The sequence below is a fragment of the Novosphingobium sp. ES2-1 genome, from assembly GCF_015169775.1.
GTDB lineage: Bacteria > Pseudomonadota > Alphaproteobacteria > Sphingomonadales > Sphingomonadaceae > Novosphingobium > Novosphingobium subterraneum.
Window position 1 is genome coordinate 1,505,491 of record NZ_CP063445.1, and the last position, 21,513, is coordinate 1,527,003.

Here is a 21,513-nt window from a genome sequence, read left to right on the forward strand (position 1 = left end):
AGTTACGGCTTGGGTAACGGGCCGAATTGACCGCCCGGTACAGCCGAAGCGGTGGGACTTTCGTCTCCATCGGCAGCGACTGCACTGACGCCGAACAGCCAGTCGTCCGCGCGAACGCCAGGCAGGCTGGCTTTTGTCTCCACGGTTTCGAGCAAGCGCGTCTCCCACATCGGCGCGTCGGTCCGGCGTTGCCACAGCACATAGCGCGCGGCCCCCGGCACCGGTTGCCACGCGATGTCCGTGCTGGGCTGCACTGCGCCCTTGACCACGGGCGCGGGCGGCATCGGCGTGCGCGCCAGCTTTGCCAGCGCACGCACGTTCAGTCGCGTCACCTTGGCAAGATACGGAAAATCCATCTCGTCCACAGTATCGCCGAACTTCACCCCGCCTTCGGTGCGCAAGTCCTGATGCTGGTGTTCGTAGTCCTCTACCGCCACGGTGAAGCGGATCGCGGGGTAGCCCTTGTCGGAAAAAGGCAACTGGTCCCCGCCCCGGCCGAGCCGGTCAGCCCGCCAGATCTGCCGCACCGCCAGCCCGGCATCATCCTTATCCGCCAGCTTGGCAATCCAGCGCGAGATATTGCGTGATGGACTGTCATTCTCGCCCCCATAACGGCGCATCTGGGCGCGGAGGGCGTCGGTCGCATCGGCGCGAGGGCCTTCGGACAGGACGCGCACGTGTGCATCGTCCCTGTAGCCGTCGGACCCAGTCGAGCCGCCGACGATATCGTTGTTGAGCACGGCCTTCACGGTCCAGCCCTGCTGCGCCGCATAGTCCGCCAGCAGCTTGCCGCCGAGCAGCCCCTGCTCTTCGCCCGACAGCGCAGCATAGACGATCGTGGCGGGGAACTTCTCCTTCGACAGCACACGCGCAGCTTCAATTACCAGCGCAGTGCCCGAGCCGTCGTCGTTAGCGCCCGGCGCATCCTTCGTCGCGTCGAGCACGTCCGACACGCGGCTGTCGATGTGCGCCTGCACGATGACAACCTCGCTGGGACGTTCGGTACCGCGCTGGATGGCCACCACATTGACGAGACGGGTCGGCACCGGGACACGGTCACCGCTCACCACCGTTTCCGGCAGGACGATCTCCAGGCAGTTGCCGCAAGCGGCCGAACTCTTGCGAAACTCCGCTTCCGCCCATTTACGCGCCGCACCTATCCCCCGCTCGGGGTCGGTCTGCGACGACAGCGTATGGCGCGTGCCGAAGCTGACGAGCTTCTCCACATCGGCCCGCAGCCGTGCCTCGGAGATAGCGTCCTCGGGCGTGGCCAGAACCACAGACGAATACAGGAACGGGACGAGGTAAAGCGCGTGTCTCATGCGGCCGAGACTAGAGCCACGACCGGCAGAGCCAAGGGGCCCTGACAAAAAGGGTGGCAGTTCCCTGCCACCCTTGTTGATCAATAAGCCCTGGCGATCAGGATCTTCTCGACCGCCGGTTCGCCGGTGAACGGACAAACCCCATCCGGCTTCCGGGCATCGAGGGGCGTGTTGCGGATCGTCAGCTTGAGCGCCTTCAACTGCTCGACAACCTTGTCCAGCGCGGCACCGGTCGGCTTGCTCCAGCCCATTTCGACCCAGCCGGGATACTTGTTACCCTCGGCGAAGTAGGTCTTCAGGCCGTCAAGGTCCGTCACGTCGCGCACGATCTGCGCATCGCGGCGCTGGCGCGCCTCTTCGTAGAGGGAATTCTGGATCGCCTCGAGCTCTGCCGCAGCCGAGGCGATGAAATCCTCCCTGGCCTGCCCGACGAAGTTGGGCTTGGCATCCTCGCGCCACAGCCGGTCACGGCGTAGCGCCGAAACCTGCCCGCCCTCTGCGTCGCGACCGCCGATCTCGAGAATCAGCGGCACGCCGCGCTTGACCCACGCCCAGCGCTTCTGCGTGGCCTTGCCCGGACGCTTGTCGAGCAGGACGCGCACACGCTCGCCGAAGGCAGACTGGCTGGCCAGCGCCTTGCGGATCTCTTCGCAGTAGGCTAGCAGCGCTTCGTCCCCATCGTTGTCGCGCAGCATCGGCAGGATCACGATCTGCTGCGGCGCCACCTGCGGTGGGACGCGAAGGCCGTCGTCGTCGCCATGTGTCATGATCACGCCGCCGATCAGGCGCGTCGAAACGCCCCATGACGTGGTGTGCGCCAGCGCCTGCTGGCCCTCCTTGTCCTGATAACGGATGCCCGCGGCCTGCGCGAAGGTCGTACCCAGGTAATGCGAAGTGCCGGCCTGCAGCGCCTTGCCGTCCTGCATCATGGCCTCGATCGAGAAAGTCTCGACCGCGCCGGGGAAGCGTTCGTTCTCGGGCTTCGGCCCGGCGATGACCGGCATCGCCAGCGGACCTTCGGCAAAGGCGCGATACATCTCGAGCGCGCGCAGCGTCTCCTTCATCGCGTCAGCCTCGTCGGCGTGCGCGGTGTGGCCCTCCTGCCAGAGGAACTCGCTGGTGCGCAGGAACATGCGGGTGCGCATTTCCCAGCGCACGACGTTGGCCCACTGATTGACCATCAGCGGGAGATCGCGCCACGATTGGACCCAGCGCGCCATCGCCGCGCCGATCACCGTTTCCGAGGTCGGACGAACAACCAGCGGCTCTTCCAGCTTGGCTTCGGGATCGGGCGTCAGTCCGCCCTTGCCATCAGAAATCAGGCGGTGGTGCGTGACGACCGCCATTTCCTTGGCAAAGCCTTCGACGTGTTCGGCTTCCTTGGCGAAGTAGGACAGCGGGATGAACAGGGGGAAGTAGCAGTTCTCGACGCCCGCTTCCTTGATCTCGGAGTCCATCAGCTTCTGGATGCGTTCCCAGATGCCGTAGCCCCATGGCTTGATCACCATGCAGCCGCGCACGCCGGATTCCTCGGCAAGCTCGGCCTCGGAAATCACGGCCTGATACCACTGGGCGAAGTCGTCAGCGCGCTTGACGTTGAGCGCGTGCTTGATTGCGGGCTTGTTCATGAGGCAGCGCGTTAAAGCGCAAAAGCGCTTCCCGCAATGCCGTCATCAGCTCAAAATGACGGAAAGGCGGGAAGGAAAACCGCTTACTTGGAAAGCTCGTCGAGCTTCTTCTGCATGTCGGCCATCTGCTTGCGCAGGACGTCCAGGTCGTCGCCCTCAGCAACGGGGGCACTCTCGTCCTTGGTGGCCGCGCCGGGAACGAAAGCGGCGGCAGCAGCCTTAAACATTTCCATGTTACGCTGTGCGATCTGGGCGAGCGGATTGGCGCCGATGCTTTCCTCGATCGCCTTGCGCATCTTGGCCTGGTTCTCGCGGAAATGTTCCATCGAGGCTTCTAGATAGCCGGGCAGGAATGCCTGCATCGAATTGCCATACATGGAGATGAGCTGTCGCAGGAAATTGGTCGGCAGCATCTGCTCGCCGGCGGACTCCTCCTCCATGATGATCTGGGTCAGAATCGCGTGCGTCAGATCCGCACCCGTCTTGGCATCGATCACCTGAAAGTCGACATTGTCCTTAACCATCTGAGCAAGATGGTCGAGCGTGATGTAGCTTGAGGTACTGGTGTTGTAGAGGCGACGGTTTGCGTACTTTTTGATTATAACCGTGCCGCCGGACTTGGACTCACTGGCCATGGTTTGGGCCCCCACTGCGACGTTGCTTAGTATTAGCATGTGCAGCATGTGCGGCGCAACAAATCTTAACAACCCCAGTCAGAATCCATTTTGGCGGGAGAAGCGCTTGCCCATCAATGTCAGCAATTCGTATTGCGAAAGCCCGCTTTGCGCGGCTGCAGCAGGGAGCTGGTAGTCCGCGGTTAACCATTCACCCTCTTGGCAATCGGGCATTTCCGCCAGATCCACGATCGTCAGGTCCATCGAGACACGCCCCAGGACCCGAGCCTTTCGGTCCTGCCAAAGAAACGTGCCGATGCAGGACCAGCATCGCAGGTATCCGTCGGCGTAACCGAGCGAGATGATCCCGATCCGCATCGGCTGATCGGCAGTGAACAGTGCGTTGTAGCCCACCCTGTCGCCCGCCCGCAGTGTCCGAGTCTGCAACAGCGCCGCTTCGGGCCGGACGACCGGTCGGATGTGCGGCGCCAGTTCGGGTCTGGCGATGCCGCCATAAAGCGCAAGCCCGGGCCGGGTCAGGTCGGCGTGATAGCCCTTGCCGAGCGCTATGCCGGCGCTGTTGGCGAGGCTGTAACGCCGGGCCGGGATGCTGCGGCGGACGTCCTCGAACAACTGCAGCTGCGATTCGTTCTGCGATACGTCCTCGTCCGCACTGGCCAGATGGCTCATGCACAGGTCGATCTGAAGTGCACTGATCGCGGGATCGCCAATCTGATCAAGCGGCACGCCGAGACGGTTCATCCCGGTATCGACCATCAGGTGGCAAGGGCCTCCTCCGCCACTGCTCCAACGCCGCGCCTGCTCCAGGCTGTTGATGACAGGACGAACACCTGTTGCCCTTGCAAACTCGCTTTCTTCGCCGGTCAAGGGACCATGAAGCACTGCTATGGATGCAGCGGGCACGTAAGGCAGTATCTCTGCCGCTTCAGTCCAGTGCGCCACGAAGAAGGTGCCGCAGCCCGCGGCGGCAAGCACCGGAACCACCCGCGCCGCGCCTACCCCGTAGGCATCAGCCTTGACCGCGGCTCCAGCGCTCGCGCGGCCGGACAGGGCATCAAGCGCGCGCCAGTTGGCGGCGAGCGCTTCGGCATCGAAGCCGAGACGGAGCGTCGGGGCTGGCGGGGCAGGAAAGGTGATGTCAGTCGTCCGTGAAATCAGCGGGCAGTCCAGGCTTCAAGCCCCACAGCGAGACCAGAAACGCGACGAGGACAATCACCCAGGTGTACCACAAACCGGCATAGGGATCGCCGGTTCGGGCGACGATGTAGCTCGAAATCAGCGGCAGGAAACCCCCGAAATATCCTGTGCCAAGATGATAGGGGATCGACATCGAACTGTAACGGATCCGCGGCGGGAACATCTCGGACAGGAGGGCGGCGACCGGGCCGTACGTGGCGCCGGACATCGCCATGAGCAGCAGCAGCGCGACGAGGATGAGGGCAAGACGGAGCGGCGAAGGCTTAACCTTGGCAAAATCATAGCCGAAGGCTGCCAGTTCGCTCTGGAGTGCCTGCGCCCTTACCGTTGCCTTTTCAGCCCATGGATAGTCCGAGAGAGTTAGCGCTTCGCCTCCGACAGTTACGGCAAAGTTGCCCTTCTGCTCCAGAGAGTAGGAAATCCCCGAGGCGGATAGATCGGAAAGCAGCTTTCCGCACTTGCTTGTCTGTTCGCCCTTGAACGGACTGTAATCACACTCCGCCCCGGACACGAGCACAGGACTTCTTTGCGCTGCTGCAGCAAGCTCCGGATTGGCGGCCGACCCTAGAAGCCAGAACGTGGGGAAGAGCAGCAGGAGAGTGACGGCATAGCCGATCACGATCGGCTTCTTGCGCCCGATCCGGTCTGAAAGTGCGCCGGCCATTAGGTAGAACGCCATGCCGATCGCTCCGCCTATGCCGACGATGACCTCCGCCCAAGTGTCGTCAAGTCGCATCGCGGACTTGAGGAACGCGAGGCTGGAAAACATCGCAGTATACCAGATCACGGTCAGGCCAGCAGCGATCCCGAACAGCGCGATGAAGATGCGGCGCTTGTTACCTGGATAGGCAAAGCTCTCGACGAAGGGATTGCTTGCCAGCTCTCCCTGCTCCTTCATCGCCTTGAAGACAGGGCTTTCCGAAAGCTTGAGGCGCATCCACAACGATACCGCAAGCAGCGCAAGGCTGACCAGGAATGGCACGCGCCAGCCCCAGGAATTCCACACCGCCTCGCTCATCACGCTCTTGCTCGTCAGGACCACGATGAGGCTGAGTACGAATCCGCCGACCACGCTGGCCTGGATATAGCTGGTGTAATAGCCCCTGCGCCCACCCGGTGCATGTTCGGCAACGTAAACCGCAGCGCCGCCGTATTCACCACCAAGCGCAAGGCCCTGGAGGACTCGCAGAAGAATGACGATGGCGGGGGCGACAAGGCCGATGCTGTCAGCCGAGGGAATAAGGCCGACGCCTGCGGTGGCGATGCCCATGAGCGTCACGGTTACGAGGAATGTGTACTTGCGGCCCAGCTTGTCACCCAGGAAACCGAACAGCACGGCGCCCAGAGGACGAAAGCCGAAACCGACGGCGAACCCTGCCCACACCAGTAGCAGCTGGAGCGTTGCGTTGTCGGATGGGAAGAACGTCTTGCCGATGATCGCGGCAAGTGTGCCGTAGATGAAGAAATCGTACCATTCGAACACGGTGCCCGCCGAACTGGCAGCGATCACCAGCCTGATGTCGGAAGCGCTCGGCTCCACCGCGGCCCCGTGTTTCATGGTATCTGGCACTCGATTTCCCCCGCGTCACTCTTATCGGAGGGTGCTGTAGCCAAGCGGCATCGCCTGCCGCAAGCCCCGCATTCGATCAGGGAAGGACATGCTCCGGCAGGGCATCAAGTGCGGCATCCCATGCGAGCAGTATCGCGGCGTGGCGAGCGGGATAGGCGAGCGCCGGATTGAGCAAGTGGATGCCCGGCCACTCAGGCTGGTTGCCCTCCCCCGCCAGCCATGCCGCCAGCGTCACCCGTGCCCGTGCAATGTCGGTTCGGGAGCGGCCAGCAGCCTGCTCGGCAAAAACCGCAGCCGCTGCCTGGCCAACTGCGCAGGCGTGCGGGCGAACGCCGACTGCCTCTATGGCGCCAGTATCGTCCGTGCGAAGCGAAAGTTCGATCGAACTGCCACAACTGCGTGATCTGGCCGCGCCGTGATACGGCGCATCCGGCACCCACGGATACTGTGCCAAAACCATGGCCTGGCCCAGGATGTCGGGCGTGTAGAGCCCGCGCGTGGTCATTCTATTCGCCCAGCAACTGCTTGCGCGCCTTGCGCCTGGCAACTTCACGGGCCTGATCGGCAGCCTCTTCACGGCGCTCCGAAATCAGTGTCAGCAATTCTTCGCTTGCGGCATTGAGGAAGGGATAGGCGCGCGACTGCACGATCCACTCCGGACGCCCATCCTCACCCCAGACGAGATCATAGCCGAAGACGATGATCGAATAGCCCAGCACGACGATGATGAAGCCCTTGACCGCGCCGAACCCGAAACCCAGCACGCGATCAATCGGTCCAATCGCCGAATCCCGACTGGCAGACCCCATCCGACGCGCAATAATCCGCGTGAGAAGATAGGGGAGCAACAGCAGCAGGAAGAAGGCGAGGACCCCGGCGCCAGTCTCGGTCGGCAGATGGCCGGCCAGCCAAAGCGTCAGCGGTGCGTGGAGATAATGCACTGCCAGCAAGGCAATGCACCACGCGGCCAGCGAGAGCACTTCCTCGATGAAGCCACGTATGAATCCCCCGACGGCACCGATGCCCAGGAAAATCAGGACGACATAATCAAGACCGGTCATTGCGCCGCGAGCCTATGAGCCGCCCATTATGCGGTCAATGAGATTTGGCAGCAGCTTGAGCGGGGAGTAGCGCAGACCGTCGACCTTTTCCGCGCCTGCTTCGGGTCCGCAGCCGAGGCTGAAACCCAGCTTGGCCGCTTCGCGCAGGCGAACGGGTGTGTGGGCCACCGGCCGGACTTCGCCAGCGAGCGAGACCTCCCCGAACCAGATCGAAGCCGCCGGCAAGGGACGGTCCGACAAGGCTGAGATCAGCGCTGCGGCCACGGCAAGATCGGCGGCCGGGTCGGTCAGGCGGTAACCGCCGGCGACATTGAGATAGACTTCGGCCGTCGAAAAGCTCAAGCCGCATCGGGCTTCGAGCACCGCCAGCAACATTGCAAGCCGGCCACTGTCCCACCCGACCACGGCGCGCCGCGGGGTGGCCCCGCTCGCGAGTCGGACCGTGAGCGCCTGTATCTCGACCAGCACTGGCCTCGTGCCTTCAAGTGCCGGGAACACTGCACTGCCCGCGACCTGATCCTCGCGCCCCGAAAGGAACAGCATCGAGGGATTGCCGACCTCTTCCAGCCCTGCCCCGGCCATTGCGAAGACGCCGATCTCGTCCACGGCGCCGAAGCGGTTCTTGATTGCGCGAAGGATGCGATACTGGTGGCTGCGCTCCCCTTCGAAGCTCATGACCACATCGACCATGTGTTCGAGCACGCGCGGGCCCGCGATCGAGCCGTCCTTGGTAACGTGGCCGACCAGCACCAGCGAGACGCCGGTTTCCTTGGCATAGCGGATAAGTTCGAACGCGCAGCCGCGTACCTGGCTGACCGTGCCCGGTGCACCTTCGATCTGGTCCGAATGCATCGTCTGGATCGAATCGATCACCAGCAGCGAGGGCGGGTTCATCGATCCCAGCGTGGTCAGAATGTCCCGCACCGATGTAGCCGAAGCCAGTTGGATCGGCGCCTTGCCGAGGCCGAGGCGGTCAGCCCGCAGACGAACCTGATCCGACGCTTCTTCGCCGCTGATATAGACTGCCTCGCCTCCGGCCATAGCGATCTGTGCCGCCGCCTGAAGGAGCAAGGTTGACTTGCCGATGCCCGGATCACCGCCCATCAGGACAGCACAACCGGGCACAAGCCCGCCGCCCAGTGCCCGATCGAACTCCGCAATGCCTGTGGACCGGCGCACCGGAAGCGCGACCGGCGCATCGAGCGGCACGAAAGCAACGCGGCGGCCGCCACTCGACAGGTCATGCCTGGCCGAGAAGATCGTTTCCGGCGCTTCTTCGATCAGCGTGTTCCATTCGCTGCAATCGACACATTGCCCCTGCCAGCGGGTGGTGACGCTGCCACAGGCCTGGCAGACGAAGCGACGTTTGGGTTTGGCCATGGGTTGCGATTACCAGAACATAGGCGGAACGCAAGCGCATCTCCGCCATTTCCGTAGCTCTTTGCTAACCATGCTGTGGGGCATCATCCTTAACGGCGGATCAGGTATGTCCCTTAGCCATGGCCGCGCCGTCTGATCATTTTCTGGGTATCCAGCCCCGGATGTACCGCCACTTTGCGGTACTCACCGTTGCCCTGTCGACCGTGATTGCCGTGTTCGCCAACGGCGATGCGCAGGAGGCGATGGCGCAGGCCGACCGTCATGCCGAGCGCCAGGCTGCCAAGGCGCGGAGCGGCAAGGCCAAGTTGGTGGACAACCGCTCCAGCCAGCGCAAGTCGTCCTCGGGACAGTCCGGCTTCAATGGCCAGTTCGGCGCGCCCATGGATGGCAGCGGGATGTCGGACGGCAACAGCAGCATCATTCCCGAAGGAATGACGACCGCGCCCGGCACGATCATCATCGAGGTTGATCAGGCTGCACTTGCCCGGATGACTCCTGCGCAACGCGCAGCCTATCTGCGGAAACTTGAGGAAGAACGGAAAAAGCGCCTCGAACAGGGGCAAATGACGCCGACGCCCGAGCAGGTCAGCGCGCTTGCCGCGCAATCGGCGCTGCGATCCGGATCGGATGCTGTCAATTAGGGAATGGTGCCCCTGGCCCGATACGAGACGGGAGCACCAGAAATGGCGGAAATCTGCGGTTTCTGGCGCATCATTCGAGAACGGCTTGTATCACCTTTTGGACCACCTGCAAGCCTTCTCCAGACGGGAGCCTACAAGATGACTACCACTGTCAACCCTTCTATCGCCCTCCAGGACGGGCAGCAGGCTGTCCTAAAGTGAGCAGTAACGCCGCAGACCTCTCGGGGCCGAAAGTTGTGCTTACATGGGCATTTAACGCGAAACCCAAGGAAATCGGGAGTTCTGATGGCCAGCCTGACGCCGGTATCTGACGGCAAGAGGGGCTGGACCCTCGCGCAGCTTCAGAGGGCTTTCGGTGCGGTTCCGTGCGGGGCCGCAGAAGGGACCCAGAGCGGTGGGAGGGACCTGGTGCTGCGCTCCATATTTCTCCAGGACGGCGCGAGAGGCGTGAAGGTCCGAGCTGTGAATATTTGCTCGCAGGGAAGCGCCCTGTCCCGAATTGCATTCGATCGAGAGCGGCGGATGTAACTACAGCGGACCAGGAGGGACCCGTGACATCTGCATTTAAATTCCACTGAACCCTCCCACACCGCTGATCGGCCCGCCGAGTTAAACTAAGGGAACGGCATAATCGGATCAAAAATTTAGGTTTGGCTACGCGACACTTCTTTCGACATCTTGAATGTTACCGAGGATAACTTCAGGTTATCGGTCAATATCGATTGTGGGAAAGGAAACGCATCAGTTCAGAACTTATGATTGTGCTGCCGCATTGACGATTGCCAGCCTCGGTCGCTCACTCTACATTACCTCCTTATCTACTTTCGCGAGGGTCGTTTTGGGCAAAGGTGTGTTTAGCGAAATGACGAATCTTGCTCGAAGCATGTTGGGGAAGAGTGAGCCACCGTTCCCGGGGATAAACTCTGCGCTTCCGATGATCTCGCGGCGAGCAGAACGGCTCGATGCTCAACAGCAGGCTGCTGCGTTTGTTTCCTTGGGGAACGTTGCTCAGTCATTGATGAACCCAGATCACAGAGTTCTTTTTGGTCGACGGGGCACCGGTAAAACTCACGTGCTGTCCTTTGTGGCGAGCAGTGTAAGGGCAAAAGGTCATGCCGCCATCCTGCTAGACCTCAGGAACGTTGGTTCAAACAGCTACATATATACTGATGAAACCCTTTCGGTCGGAGAGCGCTCGACCCGACTGCTGCGTGATTTTATTGAGGGTGTTTGCGCCGCGCTGCTCGATGAAGTTACGAGGCCAGAGAGCAATTTTTCACTTGAACATGTCTATGCTGCGATTGAAATGCTCGGTGCAACGGCGAAGGAAGTTTTGGTCACAGAGAAATTCGAAGAAACGACAGGGTCTTCTTCTACCGTGTCTGATGAGGGTGCCGCTCAAGTTAGTGGCAAGATCGGTCTTGCGGGCCCTTCAGGTGAAGCCTCTGCTTCTATCAAGGGTGCAGAATCCACAGGTTCAACGTCGCAGATCACAAGGTCTGGAACAGCTTCTGTAATCGTTCAAGGGCGGTGACGGGTAAACGGGCCTCATGCTTCTGTACGCGGTCCTGGTTGGCCGCTGGCTGAGAGAGGCGAAGGGTGGGTCGGGTGCCGCAAGCTCGAAGCCGTGATCGATGGTCACAAGTTGTCCAACGCGGTCATCCACCTCCACACGATCCCGTATTCCACGACAGGTCGTATCCGATCAGGTCATACTGGCCTCAGGGCAGAGAACGGCGTGCGATTGATCCACATGCGATGCATAACGACGGCGAGCCTGCGAGCGAGAGCGACGCGTGCCTTACGCATCCCGCGCCGCCGCGCGACATTGAGGGCCCAGTCTCTGAGCCAATTCTGGCTTTTGCAGCGGGTAAGGACCGAGTTGGCGGCTTCATAGAGCAGCCAACGAACCATGCCGTCGCCACATTTGGTAATTCGTCCTCTCTGCTCGACCTCACCGGACGCATATATTCGTGGTGTGAGACCGAAGATGGCGCCGACGGTCTGGGACTTTTCGAACCTTGAGGCAATGTCGACTCCGGTCCGGAATGCGAGCGCCGTCATGGCGCCGACGCCTGGCACACTCATCAGGAGGCGGCAGATATCATCTGCCCGTGCGGCGGAGAGCAATTGTGCGTCAAGATCGGCCATCATGACCAGCCCCTGTTCATATGCCTTGAGCAAAGGCTCGGTCATCCCGAGGAGTTCGGCATCATCGAGCTCTTCACGCACGCGGCGTGCGAACAGCGACGATTTCCCGGCGCCAATACGGTAGCCGAATGCCTTGAGCGTGCCGCGGATGGTATTGAGCAAATCCCTGTTTCGCCGCATCATCGACTGTCGATGTCGCAAAAGAAGCCGCAATCGCTGGCTTGCGTCGGTCTTCACATGGGTAGCCTTGAACAGACCGGTCCTCATTGCCTGGGCGATCAGGCGCGCATCCCGCTTGTCGGTCTTGACCGGCGATGCCTTGGCGAACGCGCGCATCTGGCGAACCTCAATGCAGATCGCCGGCAGACCAAGATCGGCAAGACCTGCATAGAGCCAGGGCGCCAGAGGGCCGGCTTCGAGGCCCACGCGCCGGAAACACGGTGCGACCTGATAAAGCGCTTGCGCAATTGCCGCTGGATCGCTGGCAGCCACCAGTTCCCGGATGACAATGCCATCTTCATTGAGGATGCATATCGCCGTCTTCTCCAACGAGACATCCAGTCCTGCATAATGGTTCATGAGCGAGTCTCCTTGTTTCGTGAGATCCACATTCTGACGCACATCGACGGCGCAGAGCAGTGATTAACTCAGCTCGAATATCCATAAATCTTGGTTCTGCCAGCCGCGCAATGGCCCAAGTTGCATCGGCTTTTGGAACTCGGCTTTGGGTGCTGATCGACGAGTGGAGCACGATTCCCGAAGCTCTCCAGCCCTATCTTGCGGATTTCTTGAAGAGGGTAGTATTCCCAATAAACTCAGTTTCTGTGACGATCGTGGCCATTGAGCAGCGTTCTAAATTTCGGAAAGATGGAGAGCACCTTCCAGTCGGAATTGAGCTGGGTTCCGATGCTTTTGCTGATATAAATCTCGATGACTATTTGGTTTTTGAAAACAATCCAAAAGCCTCTGCTGAGTTCTTCAGAGAGCTAATTTTCCGTCATTTGACAGCTATTTACCCGATAAAAAGTTTGCCAGTTCAGAATGCGCAGCAACTACAAGAGCAAGCTTTCACGCAAGAAGCCGCATTTCTCGAGTTGGTGCGTGCATCAGAAGGCGTTCCGCGTGATTTTATCAATATACTGCAAATCGCTGCGACTAAGGCGGGAGAGCACAAGATATCAGTTCCTACAATAAGAAGTGCTGCGAAAGACTGGTATGAGCGCGATAAAGCGGCGTTTATTGACAGTAATCAAGCTGGAAGTGACCTACTTCATTGGGTCGTAGACACTGTGATTGGTGGCCGTAAAGCTCGAGCCTTTTTGGTGCGGAGTGATGTGAGAGACACGATCTTGGATCGTCTATTTGATGAACGCATTTTGCACATTGCGAAGCGCTCTTACTCTGCGAAGGAAGAGCCTGGAGTTAGATACAAGGTTTGGAAGATAGACTATGGTTGTTACGCAGATTTCATCAACACGTCTAAAGCGCCCACCGGATTTCTTTTCGAGAACCAGAATGTAGAGGGCGATTCCTATATTCCTGAGGATGACCTCAGAGCTGTCCGCCGGTCAGTTCTCAACCTTGATGATTTCTACACTGCTTTTCCTGCAGCACAGCACAGTTTGCCGACTCAATAAATGACGATTGATAGGGTTCTCGGACCTTTGATGGGCGTGGAACGAAGAGGCATCGTCGTAATCGACTTTTTCGAACTGGCTAGTTTTATCGATACTCCTTCCAAGGACCCGATTCTCTGTAAAAGGTGCCGCACTATTCCGGCCCGAAAGTTCTAACCTTTGAGACCCCTTCATTCCGCCTTCTGCAGATGTATCATAAGATATCTTGACGGATAATGAGACGGTCTCTAAAAGGAAGGTGTATCTTACGAAACATAGGCAGACCAATGAGCCGGATTTTATACCTGAGGGCCAGCACGTCGGACCAGAGCGTCGAAGCGCAGCGCCACGCACTCGGGGGCACCTTCGATCGTGAGTTTTCTGACGAGGGCGTGAGCGGCGCTACGCTGGCCAAGGACCGGCCTGGCTTCGCTGCCCTGCTCTCTTACGTCTGTGAAGGCGACACCGTCTGTCTCTACGCTCTTGATCGGCTTGGGCGCGATGCTCTGGACGTCCAGGCCACCGTTCGGCAGCTCATGGACAAAGGCGTCGTCCTGGACGTTCGCGGGATTGGCCCGGTAGGTCGTGGTGCGGGGGAGATTGTCGTCGCTGTCCTTGCCCAGATCGCTGACCTGGAGCGCCAGCGCATCAAAGAGCGGTGTGACGCCGGACGGGAGGCCGCCAAAGAGGCGCTCAAGGCGACAGGCCGCACGCATCGCGGCAAGGAAAGCCTGGGGCGGCCCATGAAGGCCAACGCCCAGGAGGTCGCGGCATGGCGTCGTGAGAACGGCAAAAGCATCTCTGAGACCATGGAGCACTTCGGATTGTCGAAGGCCACCGTCGCCCGCTACTGGGCTGCAGCGAATGAGCAGGTGAGCGCCTAAGATAATCGGGTAGCGGAATTGCTATCATCTAGAACTGTATCAGGGATTTATGTGTGATTTCAGCAACTAAGCCAGAGCTGCTGTCGGCCACTCCTGAGGCCACCGAAAAGGGGCTCGGTGGGGCTCCTGCCGATTTCTGGAGACCCTGGGAAACCCTCAGCGACCTTGAGCGCCGCCAGTATCGCGATCGGGCCTACGTCATGATGCTCCAGGGCATCCCGTCGTCCCCTCAAGCTGAGGAGATGGTGGAGGACCTTCTCACTCGTGTCCTGGTCCCCGCGAAAGCCGCCACAGCGGTCGGGGGTGTCGTGAAGCCCACGTCGGTCCAAAAGCTGCGGACGGCGCTCGGGGCAATCCTGGGGGACCTTCTGGCGGCAACGAACCAGGGGCGCTGGGCGGCAAGGACTACCAAGAGGGACAAGGACACCGGCAAGGCAATCAAGGGCACCGCGTTCAATGACGCTAAAGACGCCCTCGTGGCGGCTAGTCTCCTGGAGCACGTCAAGGCGTGACGCTTCTGCTGCTGTGGCAGGAATATCGCGAGGCCCACCCCGGCGGCTTCGGCTACACCTGGTTCTGCGACAAGTTCGGTCAGCACGCGAAGCGCGCCAACCCGACCTACCGGCACCGCCATGCCGCCGGCGCGGTGATGCAGACCGATTACGCAGGCCAGACCATCCCGCTCATCGATCCTGCCACCGGAGAGGTCCACGAGGCCCAGCTGTTCGTCGCCGTGCTTGGAGCGTCGAGTTATACCTTCGCGACGGCAAGCTTGTACCAGCGGTTGCCGGACTGGATTGAGGGTCAGGTTCGTGCGCTGGAGTATTTTGGCGGCGTTCCTGCTTCGATCGTCTGCGACAATCTGAAGGCGGGGGTCGCCAAGGCACTATGGTTCGAGCCCACCCTGACCGCGACCTTCGCCGCGATGGCAGAGCATTACGACACGACAATTCTGCCGACACGACCGTTCAAACCGCGCGACAAGGGCAAGGTCGAGGGGGCAGTCCTGATCGCGGAAAGGTGGATCATTGCCCGGCTGCGCAATCGGCAGTTCTTCGACCTGGCCGTACTCAATGCCGAGATCGCCGGGCTGCTCGAACTGATCAACGGCAAGACGATGCGGCATGTTGGACGCTCGCGCCGTGAGATGTTCGAGCAGATCGAGCGCGTGGCGCTCAAGCCGCTCCCGGTCGGACGGTTCGAGTACGCGGAATGGAAGACCGCCAAGGTCCACCCCGATTACCACGTCGCGGTCGACCGCAACTTCTACTCGGTTCCGCATGGCCTGATCGGTCGCAAGGTCGACGTGCGGTTGACCCAGCGGGTGGTCGAGATCTTCCACAATCACAAGCGGATCGCCAGCCATGTGCGCAACTCGCAGCGCGGGTTCCACATCACCGTCAACGCCCACATGCCCAAGGCGCACCAGCGTTACGCCGACCAGACGCCGGCCTCGCTGATCGAACGCGCGGCCAGGATGGGCGCCAATGTGACCATCATGGTCGAGCGGATGATGACCGATCGACGCCATCCCGAGCAGGGCTATCGCTCAGCGAGCCGCGACGAATGGCTGGGGCTGATGCTCGATCGCGAAGTGGCCACGCGTAGCGACAAGCGGCTTGCTAACCGGCTTGCCGCCGCGCGGCTTCGGTTCAGCGACGCGTGCGTCGAGAACATCGACTTTGCTGCACATCGCAAGCTCGACCGCCGCAGCGTTCTCGCGCTAGCGCAGGGCGACTGGCTCAAGGCGCACGAGCACCTCATCATCACCGGCCCGACCGGCACGGGCAAAACCTGGTTGGGGTGTGCGTTCGGTCGCCAGGCCGCCCGGCTCGACTACTCGGTTCTCTACGTTCGTATGCCGCGCATGTTCGAAGACCTCGGCATGGCGCGGCTCGACGGCCGCTTCCCTCGACTGATCGACAAGCTGACACGGGTCCAGCTCCTGATACTAGACGACTGGGGCAGCCATGGCCTGACGGAACAACAGCGTGGCGACCTGCTGGAAATCTTCGAAGAGCGCTACAAGCGGAAATCGACGCTGATCACCGCGCAGCTGCCGGTCGCGCAGTGGCACGAAATGATCGGTCAGCCGACCATCGCCGACGCCATCCTCGATCGCCTCGTCCACAATGCCCACAGGATCACACTCGACGGCGACAGCATGCGCAAAACCCGCACGCCGTCCCTCTTGACCGAACCGGACAAAGCCGAAATCATCGCAGCGTGAAAATCAACAAGGCACCCATGAGCGAACCGCGCCAACTGTCCGGGACTTAGCGAAACGCTTGTCCGCGATTTTGCGAAACGGCTGTCCAGAACTTCTGAAATCCGCAGCCGACCTGACAATCGAGAGCCGCACCCCCTACTACCGGCTCCAGGCGGGCAACGAGCGCACCAGAGCGGCGGTGACGCCATGACCCTGTCCGCCCTGCCCACCAGCTTCTTTTCCGTGGTCGTGCGCCGCGACAGGGTGGCCGAACGCTTCCCAGGCGGCTGCGCGGCCTTTGACGCTGCCGTGCAGCCCGCACGGAGCAATGGCGATCTTTCGGTGCTGGTGGCCATGTCCATGCACGACGCAGACCTCGTCTTCTCCAAGCTCCACCAAGCGGGCCTCACGCCTGGGGAGGACTTCGGGCTGGTCGATATGCGCCAAGGCGTTCTCCTGCCGTGCCACGGCGTGCGGACGATCGGCACCGAGCGGTGTGACTTCGTCTACGAGTGGGCGGTATCCTTCGACGCGGCGCATCGTTACCAGCCGGAGGACGTGCGCCTGCAGAGCGTGCGGAAGGCTGCGGTGCGATCGTCCAGGTTGAAGCCCAGGCGCGTTGCCAGTGCAGACGCTTGCTCGCCCCAGGCGTCCAGGATGCCGTCGAGGTCCCCATCGGCGCTCAGAGCCCTGTAGCATTCCAGAGCCCAGCCGTGAGCAACACGGAAGCTCTGCGACCAGCGTGCCGTGGGGCGGTGGGGCGGGATGTCGATGCCCCCTTCCTCCATGATCCTGGTTAGCATCTCGCCGCTGGTCTTCACCGTAGGGTCAAAGCGGGCAGCCTCGTCCTGCGCGAGCTCAAGGACCCGGTAGGCCTCGGTGATGAATGTGATGCGCTCTTCCGTCAGCTCGTCAAAGCGACCCTCGGCTGCCTTGCGGGCTCGTTCGACCAGTCGGTCGTAGAGTGCGGCGGTGTCCTGGTAGAGCGCCAGGGCACTCGGCTCGTGAATGCTACGGGCCTTGAGGGTGATCTTGAGCTCGGTGAGCCCCCGATACTTATCCACAAGAAACGGGCGGAGCTCGGCGGGGAATACTCGCCGATAGCGCAACATGCCCGTCTTGGGGTCATGGCGGAGATAGGGGACCTTCACCCTCATCTCGGGCTCCTTTTGAACCACCGGTTGGACTACCGATGCGCCCGAAAGGCGTGGATTTCTGCCCTTTTCCACGTTTTCAGCACTTTTTGCTTGAAATGGTGCCCCTGGCCCGACTCGAACGGGCACGTATTTCTACAAACGATTTTGAGTCGTTCGCGTCTACCATTCCGCCACAGGGGCACTGGACGGCACCGGCCTTAGCCAGCGCCGTCCTGCAACGTCAAGCGTTACGGAGTGCGCCAACAAGAAGCTTGTGGAGCTTCGAGTGCAGCGCATCGTTGCCGGCGAGAATCGTCTCGTCGCAGATCGGGTGCAAGCGCCCCTTGTAATCGGACACGAAACCGCCGGCTTCGCGCACGAGAAGGCAACCTGCTGCCGTATCCCAGGGATAGAGACCGGATTCCCAGAATCCGTCGAAGCGGCCCGCTGCGACCCAGGCAAGGTCGAGCGAGGCGACGCCGAAACGGCGGATACCGGCAATGCGGGGGCCCAGCTCGCTGTAGATGCGAATCCATTCACCCATGTCACCCCGGCCGGAGAACGGAATGCCAGTGGCAATCAGCGCCTCGTCGAGATGGCGGCGCGCCGAAACGCGCAACCGGCGGTCCTGCAGCCATGCACCTTGCGACTTTTCGGCCCAGAAGCTTTCGTCGGTGATCGGCTGATAGACGAGCGCTGCGGTGACTTCGCCCCAGCCCTTCCCGTCCAGCGTGGGTTCCTGCACGGCGATCGAGATCGCGAAATGCGGAATGCCATGGAGGAAATTGCTGGTGCCGTCGAGCGGATCGATGATGAAGCGCGGCTTGCCCGGCTCACCGGCGATCTCACCACCTTCTTCCATCAGGAAGCCCCAGCCCGGACGTGCGGCGCGGAGTTCATCCCACAGCGTGCGTTCGGCGTGCTGGTCGGCCTTCGAGACGAAGTCCGCCGGGCCCTTCTTGCTGACCTGAAGATGCTCGATCTCGCCGAAGTCGCGGCGCAGGCGGCCACCCGCCTTGCGCGCCGCGCGCTCCATCACGCGCATCAGGCCGGAAATGGCTGCCATCGATCAGTTCGCCTTGCCGACGTAGCTGCGCTCATACACGTCGACGACGATGCGCGTGCCGCTCTCGATGTGCGGCGGCACCATCACACGCACGCCATTGTCGAGGATGGCGGGCTTGTACGACGAAGAGGCGGTCTGGCCCTTCACCACGGCGTCGGCTTCGACGATGGTGGCTTCGACCTGTTCCGGCAACTGCACCGAGATCGGGCGCTCGTCATACATTTCGAGAAGAACGGTCATGCCATCCTGCAGGAACGCTGCGGCATCGCCGAGCAGATCCTTGGGCAGGTTGATCTGGTCGTAGGTCTCGACGTCCATGAACACCAGGTCCTCGCCCTCGGCGTAAAGGAACTGGAAGTCCTTGGTGTCGAGGCGGACGCGCTCGACAGTGTCGGCGCTGCGGAAGCGGACGTTGGTCTTGCGGCCGTCGATGAGGTTCTTCATCTCGACCTGCATGAAGGCGCCGCCCTTGCCGGGCTGGGTATGCTGGGTCTTGGCGACCTTCCAGATGCCCTTTTCGTATTCCAGGATATTGCCCGGACGGATGTCCACGCCGCTGATCTTCATGATGGAAAGAGCCTTACCGTGAGTAGGGAAGCGCGGCCCTTAGCGGTTCGGGCCCAAAGCTTCAAGCGCGATTGCCCAACGCTGCTGCCACGTGCTAGCGCAACGAGCATGAAGCGCATGGTTGTTTTCGCAGTCGGAGTTCTCGGTCTTGCTGGCGTTGCCCAGGCGGTGCCGGGCGGCAGGCTGATGGTCCTGCCCAAGGGCGGCTGGACTTGCGAAGTGCCGGGCGATGCCGCGGTGCTTCCGGTCGAGAAGCCTGAACTGGGGTTCAAGACGATCCCGGATTCGAGCTATATCGCACCTGATGGATCGCGCGGCACCTATCTGCGCCTGGCAGACCGGGTGACGATCACCAGCGGCGTGTTCGCCGGCCGCCGCTTCCAGATGGACGGCGAGGAAATCCTGCGCGAACTGGCCACGGACGATACGCAACTCAACCTGCGTTGCGTTCATGCCGGGCCGGTCAACCTCTCTACCTCAGGCTGATCCCACGGCACTGTCACGCCGCATGCGCCAGTAGGCGTAGGCGATGATGCTCCCGAACGCGATCACGCCGAATGGCAGCGCGCCCGGGAAGTCCTCGACCACAGCCAGGGCATCGGGATTGTCGGTAGCCGCGACGATTGCGGCGTAGGCAATGTTGAACAGGCTGTCACCGACGATCAGGCCGGTGGCGGTGAGGACGCCCATGCGCTCGGCAAATTCGGGCGCGGACTGGCGGGCGGCCCATCCATTGTAAAGGTGGCCAAGTACCGCGCCAAGGATCACCATCGCCGTGACCGAAGTTGGCAGATACATGCCCATGCCGACAGCGAGAGGCGGGAGCGAGCGACTGCCGGTGCGCTTCAGGATCTCGTCGACAAGGATCACGCCGGCGCCGATGGCCGCGCCAAGGCCAACAAGGTTCCAGTCAAGATTGCCGCCGAGCACCCCTTGGGCAATGGCGGAGATCAGCGACGCCTGCGGGGCCGAAAGCGCGTTCTCGCCTGCGCCTGGCGCTCCCTGGAAGCCGAAGGTTGAGTTGAGCAGGTCTAGGATCGGCGGGATCACGAGTGCCCCGAACAGCACGCCCAACACGAGAGCGACCTGCTGACGCCACGGCGTTGCGCCGACGAGCTGGCCGGTCTTGAGGTCCTGCAGGTTGTCGTTGGAGATCGTCGCGACGCCGAACACGATGGCGGTGACGAACAGGGCGAAGGCGACCAGCGCCTTGGTGTCATCCTCGCCCAGGCCTCGTCCGAACAGGCCAAGGAGAAGGAGCGAGATGCCAAGCGCGGCGAGGATTCCAACGCCGGAAATCGGGCTGTTCGACGCGCCGATCAGGCCGGCCATGTAACCGCAGACCGAGGCGATGATGATGCCGGCGACGAGGACGTAGACTACAGATGTGATCAGCGATAGCCCGAGCGCGGCCGCGACGGGGCCTCCGGTGGCGAAGTCTGCCAGCAGCAGGGCAATCGGGATCATCGCCGCAAGGATGGTTCCCCCCACGATGCCGATGGGAATGTCACGCTCGGTCAGGTCAAGGCTGCCCATTCCGGCACCGCTGCGGGCGCGGTTGGCAGCGATGGCCGCAGTCACTCCCTTCACGATCGGTCCAATTACGCGAAGCAGCGTCCAGATCGCCGCGACACCGATCGTGCCAGCGCCGATGAAGCGGATCTTCTGGCGGAAAACCGTGCCGACGAATTCGGACAGTTCGGTTCCGGCCGGAATCCCGCCTGCCGTCAGTTGTGGAAGCAGAATGCCGAAGCTGATCACAATACCGACGAGCATGGCGATACCGACGGCAAGTCCAACGAGGTGGCCAACGCCGACCAGGGCGAGCGACAGTCCACCGGTCAACATCGAGCCGCCGGTTCCGACCTTGAACGCCCCGCCCACTTCCTCGACGGCCAGCTTCATCTTGGCGAGCAACGGGTAGAGCGCAGCGAGGAGCCCTCCTGCAGTCACTGCAGCAAGACCCTTCCGGTTCTCCTCCGCGCCACCGACCCCTGCCCCCACCTTTAGAACTTCAGCGGCGGCAACGCCTTCGGGATAGGGAAGGTCGGACCCGGTCACCAAGGCTCGGCGCAGCGGCACCGAGTACATCACGCCGAGGATGCCGCCGACGGCAATGACTGCGACCGACTCCCAGTAGGGAAAGTCTGCCCACCAACCGACCATGACGAGGCCGGGGAGTACGAACACGATCGCCGATAGCGTGCCCGCCGAACTCGCAATCGTCTGGACGATGTTGTTCTCCTGGATGGTTGCGCCCGAAAACGCACGCAGAACAGCCATGGAGATCACAGCCGCAGGGATTGAAGTCGCGAACGTCAGGCCGATACGCAAGCCAAGGTAGACGTTGGCGGCCGTGAACACGATCGTCAGGATCGCGCCCAGCACCACGCCACGAAGTGTCAGTTCCCTTGGGACCATGCCGCTCATTTCCGCTCCATCCGGTGTAA

21 protein-coding genes, 1 tRNA gene and 1 pseudogene are annotated in these 21,513 nt (G+C 61.6%); 8 read left to right on the top strand and 15 right to left on the bottom strand.

Going from position 1 to position 21,513, the window contains the following annotated elements:
• Nucleotides 1-2 precede the first annotated feature (2 nt).
• From IM701_RS07170 to radA, 8 genes are all read right to left on the bottom strand, one after another.
• Nucleotides 3-1,322 (bottom strand): M28 family peptidase, encoded by a 1,320-nt coding sequence (locus tag IM701_RS07170; RefSeq protein ID WP_193828207.1) that lies wholly within the window; start codon nucleotides 1,320-1,322, stop codon nucleotides 3-5.
• 80 nt (nucleotides 1,323-1,402) lie between these two features.
• Nucleotides 1,403-2,950: a proline--tRNA ligase gene (gene proS, locus IM701_RS07175; protein ID WP_193828208.1), complete on the bottom strand. Its 1,548-nt coding sequence runs from the start codon at nucleotides 2,948-2,950 to the stop codon at nucleotides 1,403-1,405.
• A gap of 83 nt (nucleotides 2,951-3,033) precedes the next feature.
• Nucleotides 3,034-3,585, bottom strand: coding sequence for a polyhydroxyalkanoate synthesis repressor PhaR (gene phaR, locus IM701_RS07180; RefSeq protein ID WP_193828209.1), 552 nt, complete (start codon nucleotides 3,583-3,585; stop codon nucleotides 3,034-3,036).
• A gap of 78 nt (nucleotides 3,586-3,663) precedes the next feature.
• Nucleotides 3,664-4,722, bottom strand: a complete 1,059-nt coding sequence (alr, locus tag IM701_RS07185) for an alanine racemase (RefSeq protein WP_193828376.1) — start codon at nucleotides 4,720-4,722, stop codon at nucleotides 3,664-3,666.
• A gap of 1 nt (nucleotide 4,723) precedes the next feature.
• A complete protein-coding gene (locus IM701_RS07190) occupies nucleotides 4,724-6,340 on the bottom strand; it encodes an MFS transporter (RefSeq protein ID WP_193828210.1) in 1,617 nt (538 codons plus the stop codon).
• 88 nt (nucleotides 6,341-6,428) lie between these two features.
• Nucleotides 6,429-6,857 (bottom strand): Fe-S cluster protein, encoded by a 429-nt coding sequence (locus IM701_RS07195; protein ID WP_039332313.1) that lies wholly within the window; start codon nucleotides 6,855-6,857, stop codon nucleotides 6,429-6,431.
• Nucleotide 6,858: 1 nt separating this feature from the next.
• Nucleotides 6,859-7,413 carry a CvpA family protein gene (locus IM701_RS07200; protein WP_193828211.1) on the bottom strand — a complete coding sequence of 185 codons (555 nt, stop codon included), beginning with the start codon at nucleotides 7,411-7,413 and terminating at the stop codon, nucleotides 6,859-6,861.
• A gap of 12 nt (nucleotides 7,414-7,425) precedes the next feature.
• The gene (radA, locus tag IM701_RS07205) at nucleotides 7,426-8,793 is read right to left on the bottom strand and encodes a DNA repair protein RadA (RefSeq protein WP_193828212.1); all 1,368 of its coding nucleotides are present in this window, start codon (nucleotides 8,791-8,793) and stop codon (nucleotides 7,426-7,428) included.
• Between the two features lie 119 nt (nucleotides 8,794-8,912).
• Between radA and IM701_RS07210 the strand changes: the two genes are divergently transcribed.
• Nucleotides 8,913-9,434 (top strand): hypothetical protein, encoded by a 522-nt coding sequence (locus IM701_RS07210; protein WP_193828213.1) that lies wholly within the window; start codon nucleotides 8,913-8,915, stop codon nucleotides 9,432-9,434.
• Between the two features lie 724 nt (nucleotides 9,435-10,158).
• Nucleotides 10,159-10,968: an ATP-binding protein gene (locus tag IM701_RS07215; RefSeq protein ID WP_193828214.1), complete on the top strand. Its 810-nt coding sequence runs from the start codon at nucleotides 10,159-10,161 to the stop codon at nucleotides 10,966-10,968.
• A gap of 176 nt (nucleotides 10,969-11,144) precedes the next feature.
• Here the strand turns inward: IM701_RS07215 and IM701_RS07220 are convergent, their stop codons facing one another.
• Complete coding sequence (locus tag IM701_RS07220) at nucleotides 11,145-12,164, bottom strand: IS110 family transposase (RefSeq protein ID WP_193828215.1); 1,020 nt, start codon at nucleotides 12,162-12,164, stop codon at nucleotides 11,145-11,147.
• A 110-nt stretch (nucleotides 12,165-12,274) separates the two neighbouring features.
• Between IM701_RS07220 and IM701_RS07225 the strand changes: the two genes are divergently transcribed.
• From IM701_RS07225 to istB, 5 genes and pseudogenes are all read left to right on the top strand, one after another.
• Nucleotides 12,275-13,222 (top strand): hypothetical protein, encoded by a 948-nt coding sequence (locus tag IM701_RS07225; RefSeq protein ID WP_193828216.1) that lies wholly within the window; start codon nucleotides 12,275-12,277, stop codon nucleotides 13,220-13,222.
• 266 nt (nucleotides 13,223-13,488) lie between these two features.
• A complete protein-coding gene (locus IM701_RS07230) occupies nucleotides 13,489-14,085 on the top strand; it encodes a recombinase family protein (RefSeq protein ID WP_193828217.1) in 597 nt (198 codons plus the stop codon).
• A gap of 53 nt (nucleotides 14,086-14,138) precedes the next feature.
• Nucleotides 14,139-14,597: a hypothetical protein gene (locus tag IM701_RS07235; protein ID WP_193828218.1), complete on the top strand. Its 459-nt coding sequence runs from the start codon at nucleotides 14,139-14,141 to the stop codon at nucleotides 14,595-14,597.
• A pseudogene (istA, locus tag IM701_RS07240) lies at nucleotides 14,585-15,640 on the top strand (IS21 family transposase); the annotation flags it as partial. The gene IM701_RS07235 and the pseudogene istA, both read left to right, overlap by 13 nt.
• Before the next feature lie 24 nt (nucleotides 15,641-15,664).
• Nucleotides 15,665-16,315, top strand: coding sequence for an IS21-like element helper ATPase IstB (istB, locus tag IM701_RS21845; protein WP_305082411.1), 651 nt, complete (start codon nucleotides 15,665-15,667; stop codon nucleotides 16,313-16,315).
• 138 nt (nucleotides 16,316-16,453) lie between these two features.
• On the opposite strand, the gene IM701_RS07245 is transcribed toward istB, so the two are convergent.
• The 5 genes from IM701_RS07245 to efp all read right to left on the bottom strand — a co-directional run bounded on the left by IM701_RS07245 (nucleotide 16,454) and on the right by efp (nucleotide 19,063).
• Nucleotides 16,454-16,834 carry a hypothetical protein gene (locus IM701_RS07245; RefSeq protein WP_193828219.1) on the bottom strand — a complete coding sequence of 127 codons (381 nt, stop codon included), beginning with the start codon at nucleotides 16,832-16,834 and terminating at the stop codon, nucleotides 16,454-16,456.
• Between the two features lie 2 nt (nucleotides 16,835-16,836).
• Nucleotides 16,837-17,451, bottom strand: coding sequence for a hypothetical protein (locus IM701_RS07250; RefSeq protein ID WP_193828220.1), 615 nt, complete (start codon nucleotides 17,449-17,451; stop codon nucleotides 16,837-16,839).
• A 96-nt stretch (nucleotides 17,452-17,547) separates the two neighbouring features.
• Nucleotides 17,548-17,631: transfer RNA gene (locus tag IM701_RS07255), tRNA-Leu, on the bottom strand.
• 40 nt (nucleotides 17,632-17,671) lie between these two features.
• Nucleotides 17,672-18,496: an inositol monophosphatase family protein gene (locus tag IM701_RS07260; RefSeq protein ID WP_193828221.1), complete on the bottom strand. Its 825-nt coding sequence runs from the start codon at nucleotides 18,494-18,496 to the stop codon at nucleotides 17,672-17,674.
• 3 nt (nucleotides 18,497-18,499) lie between these two features.
• Nucleotides 18,500-19,063, bottom strand: a complete 564-nt coding sequence (gene efp, locus IM701_RS07265; RefSeq protein ID WP_039332301.1) for an elongation factor P — start codon at nucleotides 19,061-19,063, stop codon at nucleotides 18,500-18,502.
• A gap of 108 nt (nucleotides 19,064-19,171) precedes the next feature.
• Here efp and IM701_RS07270 point away from each other — a divergent pair, with 108 nt between their 5' ends.
• Nucleotides 19,172-19,549, top strand: a complete 378-nt coding sequence (locus tag IM701_RS07270) for a hypothetical protein (RefSeq protein ID WP_052242072.1) — start codon at nucleotides 19,172-19,174, stop codon at nucleotides 19,547-19,549.
• Here the strand turns inward: IM701_RS07270 and IM701_RS07275 are convergent.
• Nucleotides 19,541-21,493 carry an OPT family oligopeptide transporter gene (locus tag IM701_RS07275; RefSeq protein ID WP_193828222.1) on the bottom strand — a complete coding sequence of 651 codons (1,953 nt, stop codon included), beginning with the start codon at nucleotides 21,491-21,493 and terminating at the stop codon, nucleotides 19,541-19,543. The two genes, IM701_RS07270 and IM701_RS07275, sit on opposite strands and share 9 nt — an antisense overlap.
• Nucleotides 21,494-21,513: the final 20 nt, after the last annotated feature.